Origin of the sequence: Candidatus Pantoea edessiphila (assembly GCF_002933345.1) — a bacterium.
Classification (GTDB): Bacteria; Pseudomonadota; Gammaproteobacteria; order Enterobacterales; family Enterobacteriaceae; genus Pantoea_C.
Genome location: NZ_PDKR01000001.1, coordinates 25,219 through 38,798 on the forward strand (window position 1 = coordinate 25,219; position 13,580 = coordinate 38,798).

Genomic DNA, 13,580 nt, shown 5'->3' on the forward strand with positions numbered 1-13,580 from the left:
ATATAGTAACAATGAAAATAATTTCAATAAAAAACATAGAAAATCAAGAAACTCTATCTAAACCAGAATGGATTAAAATTAAATTACCTACAAATTTAGTTCGTATTAATAATATTAAAGCTATTATGCATGAAAATAATGTAAATTCAGTTTGCAAAGAAGCTTCATGTCCAAACATTGTTGAATGTTTTAATAATAATACAGCAACATTTATAATACTTGGAGTAATCTGTACCAGAAAATGCCCATTCTGCGATGTTAAACACGGAAATCCTTCTATGCCTGATCCTGATGAACCTAATAGGTTAGCTAATGCTGTAATTGCTATTGGATTAAAGTACATAGTAATTACTTCTGTTAATCGCGATGATTTAATTGATGGTGGGGCACAACATTTTGTTAATTGTATTATTGCAATTCGTAAACATAGTCCCAACGTTAGAATTGAAATATTAGTCCCTGATTTTCGAAAATGTATGAATCATGCTTTAAAGATTATAAATAACCAACCACCTGATATATTTGGTCATAATATAGAAAATGTTCCAAGAATATACCGCCAAATACGTCCTGGTGCTAATTATAAAAAATCTTTACAATTATTGGAAAAATTTAAGAAATATCATCCAAATATTCCATCTAAATCTGGGTTAATGGTAGGATTAGGTGAAACAAATGCTGAAATTATCAAAGTAATGCAAGATCTACGTAGTCACGGTGTAACTATGTTAACTGTAGGACAGTATTTACAACCAAGTCATAAACATTTACCAGTAAAACGCTACATAAGTCCTAAGGAATTTAATGATATAAAAAAAGAAGCGTTATCTATGGGTTTTACTTATGCTGCTTGTGGCCCACTAATTAGATCTTCTTATTATGCTGATAGGCAAGATAGAGGATTGCATATTAATTGAATATTAACATTTTTGTAAAAATATATAAAACTTAAGTTATGAATTATAAATATTTATAATAAACTTAAATATAGTAACTTAATATTTTTTTATGCGTGTCAATAGACATCATAATCCCAAATCCAGCCATAAGTACGACTAATGATGATCCTCCATAACTTATCATAGGTAATGGTATGCCAACTACTGGTAAAACACCACTAACCATACTTACGTTAATGATTATGTATATAAATAAAACTAATATTAAAGTACTTATTATTACACAACCAAAAGAACTTGAAGCACGTAATGCTAAAATTAAACCTCTTATGATTAAGAGTAAATATAACAAAAATAAAAATACTATACCTATTAGGCCTAGTTCTTCTGCTATAACTGCAAAAATAAAATCAGTATGTCTTTCTGGTAAAAATTTTAATTGTGATTGAGTACCTAAAAGAAAACCTTTTCCATATAAACCACCAGAACCAATAGCTATTTTAGATTGCATAATGTGATATCCAGCTCCTAAAGGATCACTATTTGGATGTAGTAGCATAATTATACGTTCACGTTGATAATCTTGCATTAAAAAAAACCACAGAATAGGACTAAATAAAATTATTAAAAATAATGTTATAATAATTAACTTCCAATTTATGCCAGAAATAAACAATACAAGTAGTCCCGATATAGCTACTAAAATAGATGTCCCTAAATCAGGTTGTATTGCTATTAATAAAGTTGGTATTAATATAAAAATTAAGGCAGCAAATATACGTCTTATTGTTATCGGTTTGAAATCATTATTGATAAATCTGGTGATTGCTAATGGAACAACTATCTTAGCAATTTCTGATGGTTGAAACCGTAATATTCCTAAATCTAACCAACGTTGTGATCCTTTGCTTATTTGACCATAAACATCTACAACTACTAATAAAATCACACATATTATATAGAGATAATAAGCATATTTTTCATAAATTTTAGGTGGTAGTTGAGCTAATAATATCATAGTCGTTAAACCAACTATAACTTGAATGATTTTTTTCTCTGTAATTCCTATATTCTGATTACTAGCACTCCATACAATAATTATTCCATAAATTAATAAAGGAACCATTGTAAACATAAATAATGGATCAATATGAATACGCATCCAAATTGAATTTACGTTGAATTTATTATTAAATGCTCTGATTGACATATTGATCTTTCCGTAAAGATTTTGTTGTAAACATAGTCTTTAATTAATTTATTTACTCTTATTAATTAAATAATAATCTAAAATTTTGCGCATAACTAATCCTATTTTATGATTATTATTACTATTTTCCATAATAATTGTCACCGCTATACGTGGTTTATCATAAGGAGCATATGCATTCATTAACTTATGATCACGTAAATTTTCTTGGATTTTATATGAATTGTAAATTTCACTTTTTTTTAATCCGAATACTTGAGCAGTACCAGACTTTGCTGCTACTTTATAAGGAGCATTTGCAAAATTATGATATGCAGTTCCGTTTACATGATTAGCCACACCATACATTCCATATTTAACTATATTCCAATATTTGGAATTGGAAGTGATTGCATTTTTTGTAAATGGTTTGTTATAAAGGATATTGGAATTTATATCAGTAATAAAATGAAGAATATGTGGAATCTTAACAATTCCATTATTTATCAAAGTCATCAATGCTTTATTCATTTGTAATGGAGTAGAAGTCCAGTAACCTTGTCCAATTCCAATTGGAACTGTATCACCTTTATACCATGGTTTTTGAAAATTATCTACTTTCCATTTACGTGTTGGCATGTTTCCTATATTTTCTTGAAACAAATCAATACCAGTATGTTTACCAAAACCAAATTTTGTCATCCATTCATTGATATAATCAATGCCCATATTATATGAGACTTGATAAAAAAAAGTATCAGAAGATTCCTCTATAGACTTTATTACGTCCAAGTATCCATGACCTGATTTTTTCCAATCACGGTAATATTTTTTAGAACCTGGTAATTTCCACCAACCTGGATCAAATATGGTAGTATCACTACTAATTATTCCAGCATTAAGTGCTGTAAGTGCCATATATGGTTTGACTGTAGATGCAGGAGGATAAATAGCTTGAATTACACGGTTATATAAAGGAAAATTTTTATCTTTTAATAATATATTATAATCTTTATTAGAAATGCCCTTTACAAATAAATTTGCATTAAAACTAGGAATAGAAACCATAGCTAATATTGCACCAGTTTTAGGATTACTTGCTATTACAGCAATACGACCTTTATTTGCAACTATCTTTTCGATATATTGTTGTAATTTTAAATCTATAGTAAGGTATATATCATTACCTGATATTGGCGGTTTTTTACGTAATTCTCTAAGTTTATAACCACGGCTATTAATTTTAATTTTTCTATAACCAATATTTCCATGTAATACATCTTCATAATAAGCTTCAATTCCTAGCTTACCGATATTTTTAGTGCCTAAATAGTTATCTCTTTTTTTAATTTTAGTTAAATTATTGATATCTTTATTATTAATATTTGATATATAACCTATAATATGAGATAGTGTTTTACCAAAAGGATAATAACGAATTTGATATTTTTTTATTCTTACTCCGGGAAAAAGATGTTTATTTGCCGTAAATTTAGCAAGTTTAGTTATATTTACTTGAGATCCGAGAGGAATATCAATAACATTAAAACCTTTTATAAGTTCTTTTTTTAAATTTTTAAAATCACTATCTGTTAAATCGAAAATCTTACTTAAATTTAAAAATGTTTTATTTAAATCATGAATCTTTTTTAATATAAATTGTATTTTATAAGAATTTCGATTAATTGCTAAAGCTATACCATTACAATCATATATAGTTCCTCTACTAGGTTCAATTGGAATTAATTTAACATAATTTTTTTTTGCTTGTATTGTATATTCTTTAAAATTTATTACTTGTAAATAATATATATTTACCAATATTACACAAAGCACTATTAGAATAAAGGAAAAACCAATTAATATTCTTCGTATAGAAATATTTTTCCCGTTGTTACGATTATTAAAATTCATGTTAATATATAATTAAATTGATAAATAACGTTGTATATAAAATAGTATATTAAATAATTAATAATTATTTTTACTTTTAACAATATCCCAGTTTATTTCATTTATTTATATTAGTGAATAAATATATTCCTAACAGGGATACAAGTACCGATACTATTTCAGTATATATTCTTTTTTGCTAATTAAAAATTAATTTTAATGTTAAGTAAAATGCTAACTAGCAGTTTTTAATTAGATATCAAATATAATATAAATTTTGATTATTAAATATTATTTTATAAAATAAAAACCAATGCTTTTCTTTAATTTTAATAAATAATCTCGTCTAATACTAAATTTATTTTTTATATAACCCATATTTTAAAATATAATCAATAACAACTTGTGGAAGTAAGTTATTACATGGTTTATTTTGCTTAAAAAGTATTCTGATTTCGCTAGATGAAATATTAAAAAAAGGAGTATCGGCTAACCATATATATCCTGATGGTTTTAAATATAAATTTTTTATATCTTGAATAACGTACTTATTTATCCAAAAAAATCTTTCTTTTTTTTCATTACTTAATTTATAATAGCGACGCTTACATACTAATAAATGACATAAAGAGAGGATATCCTGCCAACGATACCATTTATTTAAATTTAATAAAGAATCATAACCAATTATAAAAGCAATAGATTGATTATTACCAAATTCTGTACGTATATTTTCTAAAGTAGAAACAGTCCATGAAGGTGTTTCATATTGTAATTCACGAGAATCAATTTTAAATAATGGTTCTCTTTCAATAGCATATCTTATCATATTAATGCGTTGTATTGCATTAGCTTCTGGTAATAAACGATGAGGTGGATTACAATTAGGCAATAAAAATATGCGTTCTAAACGAAGCTTAGTAGCTAATATCTTTGCTGTATATAAATGACCAAAATGAATAGGATCAAAGGTCCCTCCAAATATGGTTCGTATTTTACAAGACACGATAAAAGTCAATAGGCAACATATTACTATTGCATAATAAAAATGACAACATTTCAAATTGCAACCAAACTATCTTAGTATAGTTTTGCTTTATTGAAGTTTCTACTTTGATCAATAAATGTATTATTGTTTGTAAATTAGTAGTATCCAATCTTTTTAAAGCATACTTAAACAAGTAACGTCTTTGTTTCCATACATTACAATTATCCATAACAACACATAAAGGTTTTTGTTTTTGTTGATAATAATGCAATTTTACCAATATTAATATATCACGTTGTAAAGTATTAAGTAAAAGAATTGCTTCATTATTGCTTCGTTCTAACTCATTTAAAATCTTTATTGCACGAATAATATTGCCTTCTAATAAAGCATTAACCCAAACAATAGAAGAAAAACATTGTGTTTTACTTATTGATAATTTAACTCTAGATAAAGTTAATTTCCTGTCAGGCCACTGCAAACATAACATTTTCATAGTTTGAGTTAATGCTGATAAATTACCCTCATAGTAATGACAAAGTAACTTTATTGAATTATCATCTATAGATAATTTCATATCTTTAGCACGAATTTCTACCCATTTGTATAAATTATTCAGTTCTAATTTCCAACATAAAACTGATATACCACATCTAGAAATTATTTTAAACCAAATACTACTTTCATCATTTTTATTTAGTTTTCCTATACGATAAATAAATAAAATTTCAGGATGTAATAACTTAGATAGTACATTTAGCTGTTTTGTTATTAATTCATTTTGACTAAATTCATTGAATTGTAAATTAATAACTTTTTTAGTATTAAATAAACTCAATGAATTACAAATTATAAATAAATTAATCCAATTAGTACTATTATCTATTATAAAATAAAAACTTTCTCCAAAACCATTTTTTTTAGCTATTGTATTTATTAAATTAGCACTTTCATTTATTAAAGATGGTTCATTCCCTATTAATATATAGCAATTATGTAATTTCTTATGAAGTTGAGTGCTAAGTTGTTGAGCATAAATTTTGATCATCTAAATCTCTTATTTAATCTTCTATCTAAATCTCTTATTTAATCTTCTAGGTATTATCCTTTTCTGTCTATTATTATTATTAGAACTTAAAAATTTACGATTATAATATTTATAATTTGATCCCCTATTATGATTTGACGGATTTAATACAATTCTTTTAATTTTAACTTTTGAGCTATACTGATAGAATAACTCATTTAAAAACTTATCAGCAGCTTGTTGCCCTACATCATCAATTAATTTGTTATATTTTTCATTATTTTTTGTATCAATAGTTCCAATATACTCACATAATGAATGATAACTATAAGTTTTTATTTTAAATATTTTATGCTTTGGTAATTTTAAATCTACTGATGTCTCTAATTTAAATTTACAATTTTTTGTTGTTAATTTCTTTTGCTTAAGAATTTCTAGAAGAGGATAGTTTTGTTTTTGTGGGTGAATAAAATATAGTACAGGGAAGTTAGCACGATTTTGTTCAGTATCCTTAACTATTCTAATATGATTAGAAGCTAACCCTTTATAAATATAAGGTGAAATAGGGCTATGATCTTTGTCTTTATAAATAATTACATCCCTAAATCCATGTGGAGCATGAAAAATCTTAGGTAACTTAAAATTACAACCTGTTGTTGTAAATGTTATCAATATAATTAATAACTTATAAAAAATATTTTTCATGTTATTTCCCTATTTTAATTATTAACAAAATTAGTTGTTTAATTAGTTACGAAATTTATTACTTTTCCTGGTATATATATTACTTTTCTAATAGTAACTCCATTAACATATTTTGCAACTGCATATCGTTGAATAGCAACATGTTCTACCTGTTCTTTTGTAAGATTAATGTCTGTAATTACTAATTTATCTCGTAATTTTCCATTTACTTGTACAACTATTAAAAATGAATCATTAATAGTTTCATTCCTATAATTATTAGGAACTGGCCAAGACGCTTCGTCTATACTGATATTTTTATCCCCTACTAGATTTTGCCATATAACATAACAAATATGAGGAGTGAAAGGATAAAGCAAACGTGTTAAAACTAGCAATATTTCTTGTCTTAATGCTTTATCTTGTTCACTCTCTTTAGGAGCGAGAATTGTTTTATTCATTAATTTCATAATAGCCGCAATAGCTGTATTAAAGGATCTACGGCGATCAATGTCCTCAGTTACCTTAATAATTGTTTTATTCAACATTTCTAATAAATTTTTTTGTTTATTATTAAGATTGGATAAAACTAATGGAGCTATACTTAAGTTACTTATATGTTCAAATGCTAAATTCCAAAAACGCTTTAAGAATCTATGTGCTCCAATAATACCAGATTCTTGCCATTGTAATGTCATTTCTACTGGAGCAGCAAACATTATGAACAAACGTAACGTGTCAGCACCGTAACAACTAATTATTTTTTGAGGGTCAATTCCATTATTTTTAGATTTAGACATTTTATTCATTCCATCATAAACTAATAGACGTCCCTTTTTATCAATAGCATTTATAATTTCACCTAATTTATTACGTTTTACAATTACATCTAATGGAGATATCCAATTGCGATTACCATTGTTATCTACGTAATAAAAAGAATCAGATAATACCATACCTTGACAAAGAAGACGCTTTACAGGTTCATTGGAATTTAAAAAACCAGCATCTCGTAATAATTTATGATAAAAACGAAAATACATCAAATGCATTATAGCATGTTCTATACCTCCTATATATTGATCTACTGGCAACCAGTAATTGGCTTCTACAGAATCTATAATATCTTTAGTATAGCCAGGTGAGGTATAACGTGCATAATACCATGAAGATTCCATAAAAGTGTCAAAAGTATCAGTTTCTCGAAACGCAACTTGATTATTTATTTTAATTTTAGCCCATTCTTTATTTGTTTTTATTGGACTAATAATACCATCCATAACAATATCTTCAGGTAATATAACCGGTAATTGATCTTTAGGAATTGGAACTAAAGTTCCGTCTTTTAATGTTGCCATTGGAATTGGCGTACCCCAATAACGTTGACGTGAAATATTCCAATCACGAAGACGATAATATATTTTACGTATTCCAATTTTTTTTGATATTAATTCTTCAGATACAATATTAATTGCATCTTTATGATTTAATCCATTAAATTTTCCTGAATTAAATAATACACCTTTTTCTATCATTGCTGATTTATTAACATTTGGCTCACTACCGTCATTATTTAAAATGACTGATTTTATAGGCAAATTATATATTTTAGCAAATTCCCAGTCATCATTATTATGGGCCGGAACAGACATTATGGCACCTGTACCATATTCTGAAAGGATAAAATTTGATATCCAAACTTGGATAAGTTCACTAGTTAATGGATGAATTGCCATTAAATTCGTAATGACTCCTTTCTTTTTTCTCTTTGCTATATTAGTTGCAGAAATATTAGTATTTCTGCATTCCTTGATGAAATTAGAAATTGAAATATCATTTTTAGAAATTTTTAAAGTTAATGGATGATTTAAAGATAAATTAATATAAGTTACTCCAAAAATAGTATCTGGACGTGTAGTATATACTATTATTTTATCCTTAATGTTATTATTATTGGCTATTTGAAAAATAATTTCTAAACCTTCAGAACGTCCAATCCAATTACGTTGCATAGTTTTTACTTTTTCAGGCCAATCTTCTAAAAGATCTAAATCTCTTAATAGTTCTTCTGCATAATCAGTGATTTTCATAAACCATTGTGAAATTTCTTTACGTTTAACTGGAGTATCACAACGCCAACAACGACCATTAATAACTTGTTCGTTAGCTAATACAGTTTGGTCTTGATTACACCAATTTACTTCTGATAGTTTCTTATACACTAGACCTTTATTATAAAGTTTTATAAAAAATAATTGTTCCCAGTAATAATATTCTGGTCGACAAGTAGTTATTTCTCGATTCCAGTCATAGCTAAAACCTAAAGATTTTAGCTGTTTTTTCATATAAGCTATATTTTTATAAGTCCAAATCGCAGGAATAGTATTGTTTTTAATTGCAGCATTTTCAGCTGGTAGTCCAAATGCATCCCATCCAATTGGTTGCAATACATTTTTTCCAAGTAAACGTTGATATCTTGTAATTACATCTCCAATAGTATAATTACGAACATGTCCCATATGTATATGACCAGAAGGATAAGGTATCATAGATAAACAATAATATTTTTCTTTATTTTTATTCTCAGTTACATTAAAAATTTTATTTTCATCCCAAATACTTTGAACTTTAAATTCAATATCTTTAGGATGGTATTCTTTTTTCATAAACACTTACAGTGATCCTTAATTTATAACCGACTGCAATAATATATTTTTATCTTTATTATAACAATTTTATTATTTTATTAATAATACTAAAAACATAAAGAATATGTTATTAAAACTTTACTTGAAAATATATAATAATTTATTATATTTAATACAACAAAATTGTTTATTTATTTTGAAAGAACTTAAAACCTAAAATAGGTTTGTTTATTTAAAATATAAAAAATTCAACAAGACATTTTATTTTAAGAATAATTGAGTATAGTTTGTAAAATTTGTTTTTGTTGACTATTATCATCTGGATTTAAACTAATCTATTCTCTTTATCTAAAATGATGTTTTATTTGTATGGATTAGGATAATCAAGGATAGACATTATCTTGATTTCTAGACATTCCATTAAGTTAGTCTCATTTTCTGTATTATGCGTGTATCCAAGCAAATGAAGTACGCCATGAACTAACATGTGTACTAAATGAAGTTCAATATTTTTTCCTTGTTCTATTGCTTCTCTTTCAATTAATGGGAAACAAATAACTAAATCACCTAATAAAGATAACTTAATATTTGTAGGTTGTTCAAAAGGAAATGAAAGAATATTTGTAGACTTATTTTTTCCTCTATATCTTAGATTAAGATTACGACTTTCTTCTTCATCTACTAAACGAATAGTAATTTCACTTTTTTTGTGAAAATAAATTAATATTTTTTCTATCCAATTTTTAAAGTTTAATATATTAGGTATGTTATTAACTTCTCTACAAGCAATTTGTAAATCTACTATGATTTCTCTCATTTATTTATTTTTCAAAAAATTAATATACATTAATTACTAATGTTTTATTTATAATAAACTAACAACTAGTTTCTAAAATTTCATATTTTTTATAAAAATATGAATTAATTAAAAATATATAATTATTAATAAAAGACTAATATGATTATATCTTATTGAAGATACGCATTTTATTTAAATTATTCTAATTTATTACTTAATGAAAATTCAAACAAATATACACATTTATTAATATATTTGCTGGTAATTTTATTAGTTTCTTAGGAGAAGAATTATTAACAATTTTTTCTACTTTTTTATTGTGCTAATAAATTATTATTTTAGTAATATTTTATATTTATGAAAAATTTATTTCATCTTCAGTCTTGAGTAATTTACCTTTTAAATAATTAAAATTATTACCTGTAATTCTTACATCAACAAATTTGCCAATGTTATTATATGATCCTTTAAACGTGACTACACGATTATTTTCCGTCTTTCCTGATATTTCTTTGGTATCTGTACGTGAAAATCCATCCACTAAAACACGTTGTATAGTGCCAACCATACGATCACTCCAATATTTAGCTTGTTTATTAATAAGATCTTGAAGTAAATAAAGCCTTCGTTTTTTTTCTTCTTCTTTTACTTCATCAGGTAAATAAGTTGCAGGTGTACCTGGTCTAGGAGAATATAGAAAACTAAAACTCATATCAAAGTTTATATCTTTGATAAAGTTGATAGTTTCATTAAAATCACAGACTGTTTCACCAGGAAAACCAACAATAAAATCCGAGCTTATTTGAATATTTGGACGTACTTGAATTAATTTATTAATGATAGATTTATAATCTAATGCAGTATGTGAACGTTTCATCAATTTAAGTATACGATCAGAACCACTTTGTACAGGTAAATGTAAAAAACTTACTAAATTAGGAATATCTTTATAAACTTCAATTAACTCATCATTAAATTCAATTGGATGACTAGTAATAAAACGAATGCGATCTATTCCTTGAATTTTTGCAACAAGACGTAATAAATTAGCTAGTGTACATATCTGCCCTTCAGAATTTAATCCTCGGTATGCATTTACATTTTGCCCTAATAAAGTAATTTCTCTTACCCCTTGTGATGCTAGCTGAGAAATTTCTAATAATATTTCATTGCTAGAACGACTTACTTCTTCGCCTCGAGTATAAGGTACTATACAAAAAGTGCAATATTTATTACAACCTTCCATAATAGAAACAAAAGCAGTAGGCTTATCTGCAATAGCACTAGAAAATCTATCAAATTTTTCTAGTTTTGGAAAGCTAATATCTATAATTGGATTTTTTATATTATAAGATCTGTTAATCATTTCAGGAAGACGATGTAGTGTTTGTGGACCAAAAACTATATCTACGTAAGGTGCACGTTCTATAATATATTCACCTTCCTGTGATGCTACACATCCACCAACGCCGATAATTAAATCAGTATTGTTTTTTTTAAAATTTTTCCATCTTCCCAATTGGTGAAAAACTTTTTCTTGTGCTTTTTCTCTAACAGAACAGGTATTCAATAACAAAATATCTGCATTTTCAGCTTCTTTTGTCAAAATATAACCATGAGATTGTTTTAATAAATTGATAATTTTAGATGAATCATATTCATTCATCTGACAGCCCCAAGTTTTAATATATATTTTTTTCATTTATAAACTCTTAGAGTTAAACACTCTATTATATAAATAATCAATCATATTTAATATGATTGATTAAATTTTCATTATCATTATACATATATTAATAATAATTACTTTATTTTACATTAATTAAAATCAAAATTATTTTCGACTTTTAATAATATTTAATACATAATACTTTAAATCTTAAATAAGTTTCAATATTAAGTAAAAATCATTATAAATTAATTATAATATTTAAAATTTTGTAAAATATAAATATACATTAAATATTTATTTATTAATAGTTTCAGAAAAATAAATATATAGATTATATACGAATATAAATTTTATCTAAAATGTTCTGATATAAAACGAAAATGAAATTATTATTAATAAACTATTTAATAAAAGTAAAAATATAATTTATATATATCTTTAGAAATCATCGAATATGAAAAAGCTCTTTCAAATAAAAATTTCATAAAATGAGAAAAGATTCATTTAACGTTTATCAATAATAAATCGATAAATAAACCCAATATATCTTAATTATAAAAATTGAATGATATAATAATCTTAAAGATTAGTTTTTTAGCTGGGGTACCTGGATTCGAACCAGGGAATGCCGGTATCAAAAACCGGTGCCTTACCGCTTGGCTATACCCCATCTGATTCACCCGCATCTGAATGGAATGCGGAAGACGAGATTTGAACTCGTATACCAATAGAGGTGCCAGAATCTAAATCTGGTGCGTCTACCCATTTCGCCACTTCCGCAATAGTAGCTACGACGGGAATTGAACCCGTGACCCCAGCGTTATGAGTGCTGTGCTCTAACCAACTAAGCTACGTAGCTATTTTGCATATAGCAAATTAATTCAACTATTATTATGATAAGTTAATCATATATCGTCAACTAATTTTTTTATAATGACTTTAATCTTATTAAATTTAAAGGATATTCAAGAAAAAACTTTAAATTAAAATATAAAACTAATATAGGAATTAGGAATTAAATATAGAAATTAATATATAACTGATTATACTCATTTCTAATAAATATTAGAAATAATCTCTTTATTTAATTAGTTAGCTAGCTGACAATATTTTTTGTATTATATAATCCATAATTTTAAATTATTAATTTCAAGATCTTATAATGCAAATACTTGTTAAAGTAGAACAAAACTATAATAATTATTTCTGTATTTATTCTATAATTATGTAATTACATAAAAAAATATAATCTCATAATTCATTTAGGAGTAATTTTCGGTTATTTTTCAACTATTTTTTTAACACGTGTAATTTATTTTATTAACTTTATAATAGAATATTTGTAAATATAAGTTTATATTTTATCTTACATTGATTGTATTCCTAATAATAATAAATTATAGGATTATAAAATAATCCCTAATAATTTAGTTTAACGAGTTAAATATGTTTAATATTTAGATATGAAATACATTTATCTTCTATCATAATAGATCTGAGATTGACAACATTATTAATGTCTGGTATTTCATCATTAGATAATTGTAAATCACACTATTTAGAATCTCATAATATGAACAATATTAAATTCAATACAATTTTTATATTATTTATTTCAATTTTTTAAAAAAAATCAAATATTTCAGTTAAGATAACTAAATTACAATATAGTTGCTCTAATAATATTAATTTAAGTTTTTTATAATTACAAAATAATATGTATAATTGCGTTGAATTTACATATATAAATTATCTCTAATAGTTAAATAAAATTTTTGATT

The 13,580-nt window shown here is 25.2% G+C and carries 9 protein-coding genes and 3 tRNA genes; 1 reads left to right on the top strand and 11 read right to left on the bottom strand.

All coding sequences use genetic code 11. The annotated features are described in order from the left end of the window. Positions 1-11: 11 nt before the first annotated feature. The gene (gene lipA, locus CRV09_RS00220; protein ID WP_136132142.1) at positions 12-917 is read left to right on the top strand and encodes a lipoyl synthase; all 906 of its coding nucleotides are present in this window, start codon (positions 12-14) and stop codon (positions 915-917) included. Between the two features lie 64 nt (positions 918-981). Here lipA and rodA read toward each other — a convergent pair whose 3' ends face one another. The 11 genes from rodA to CRV09_RS00275 form a co-directional block, all read right to left on the bottom strand. Next, on the bottom strand, positions 982-2,109 hold the full coding sequence (gene rodA / locus CRV09_RS00225) for a rod shape-determining protein RodA (protein WP_199733967.1): 1,128 nt from the start codon (positions 2,107-2,109) through the stop codon (positions 982-984). A 48-nt stretch (positions 2,110-2,157) separates the two neighbouring features. Further along, the gene (mrdA, locus tag CRV09_RS00230; protein WP_136132143.1) at positions 2,158-4,002 is read right to left on the bottom strand and encodes a penicillin-binding protein 2; all 1,845 of its coding nucleotides are present in this window, start codon (positions 4,000-4,002) and stop codon (positions 2,158-2,160) included. Between the two features lie 337 nt (positions 4,003-4,339). Beyond that, positions 4,340-4,987: a nicotinate-nucleotide adenylyltransferase gene (nadD, locus tag CRV09_RS00235; protein ID WP_136132144.1), complete on the bottom strand. Its 648-nt coding sequence runs from the start codon at positions 4,985-4,987 to the stop codon at positions 4,340-4,342. Next, positions 4,977-6,017, bottom strand: a complete 1,041-nt coding sequence (gene holA, locus CRV09_RS00240) for a DNA polymerase III subunit delta (RefSeq protein WP_136132145.1) — start codon at positions 6,015-6,017, stop codon at positions 4,977-4,979. Before holA ends, nadD begins: the two co-directional genes overlap by 11 nt. 21 nt (positions 6,018-6,038) lie before the next feature. Next, positions 6,039-6,701: an LPS-assembly lipoprotein LptE gene (locus tag CRV09_RS00245; protein ID WP_136132146.1), complete on the bottom strand. Its 663-nt coding sequence runs from the start codon at positions 6,699-6,701 to the stop codon at positions 6,039-6,041. Between the two features lie 38 nt (positions 6,702-6,739). Then, on the bottom strand, positions 6,740-9,346 hold the full coding sequence (leuS, locus tag CRV09_RS00250) for a leucine--tRNA ligase (protein ID WP_136132394.1): 2,607 nt from the start codon (positions 9,344-9,346) through the stop codon (positions 6,740-6,742). Between the two features lie 343 nt (positions 9,347-9,689). Then, complete coding sequence (gene ybeY, locus CRV09_RS00255) at positions 9,690-10,145, bottom strand: rRNA maturation RNase YbeY (protein WP_136132147.1); 456 nt, start codon at positions 10,143-10,145, stop codon at positions 9,690-9,692. Positions 10,146-10,482: 337 nt separating this feature from the next. Then, positions 10,483-11,829 (bottom strand): tRNA (N6-isopentenyl adenosine(37)-C2)-methylthiotransferase MiaB, encoded by a 1,347-nt coding sequence (gene miaB, locus CRV09_RS00260; RefSeq protein ID WP_136132148.1) that lies wholly within the window; start codon positions 11,827-11,829, stop codon positions 10,483-10,485. Between the two features lie 568 nt (positions 11,830-12,397). Then, a tRNA-Gln gene (locus CRV09_RS00265) sits at positions 12,398-12,469 on the bottom strand. A gap of 26 nt (positions 12,470-12,495) precedes the next feature. Further along, positions 12,496-12,579: transfer RNA gene (locus CRV09_RS00270), tRNA-Leu, on the bottom strand. A 5-nt stretch (positions 12,580-12,584) separates the two neighbouring features. Continuing rightward, positions 12,585-12,658 (bottom strand) — tRNA-Met (locus tag CRV09_RS00275). Positions 12,659-13,580 lie beyond the last annotated feature (922 nt).

Coding starts and splice junctions, on each gene's coding strand:
- ybeY (WP_136132147.1), bottom strand. CDS start 10,145: ATGAGAGAAATCATAGTAGATTTACAAATTGCTTGTAGAGAAGTTAAT.
- CRV09_RS00245 (WP_136132146.1), bottom strand. CDS start 6,701: ATGAAAAATATTTTTTATAAGTTATTAATTATATTGATAACATTTACA.
- lipA (WP_136132142.1), top strand. CDS start 12: ATGAAAATAATTTCAATAAAAAACATAGAAAATCAAGAAACTCTATCT.
- mrdA (WP_136132143.1), bottom strand. CDS start 4,002: ATGAATTTTAATAATCGTAACAACGGGAAAAATATTTCTATACGAAGA.
- rodA (WP_199733967.1), bottom strand. CDS start 2,109: ATGTCAATCAGAGCATTTAATAATAAATTCAACGTAAATTCAATTTGG.
- holA (WP_136132145.1), bottom strand. CDS start 6,017: ATGATCAAAATTTATGCTCAACAACTTAGCACTCAACTTCATAAGAAA.
- leuS (WP_136132394.1), bottom strand. CDS start 9,346: ATGAAAAAAGAATACCATCCTAAAGATATTGAATTTAAAGTTCAAAGT.
- miaB (WP_136132148.1), bottom strand. CDS start 11,829: ATGAAAAAAATATATATTAAAACTTGGGGCTGTCAGATGAATGAATAT.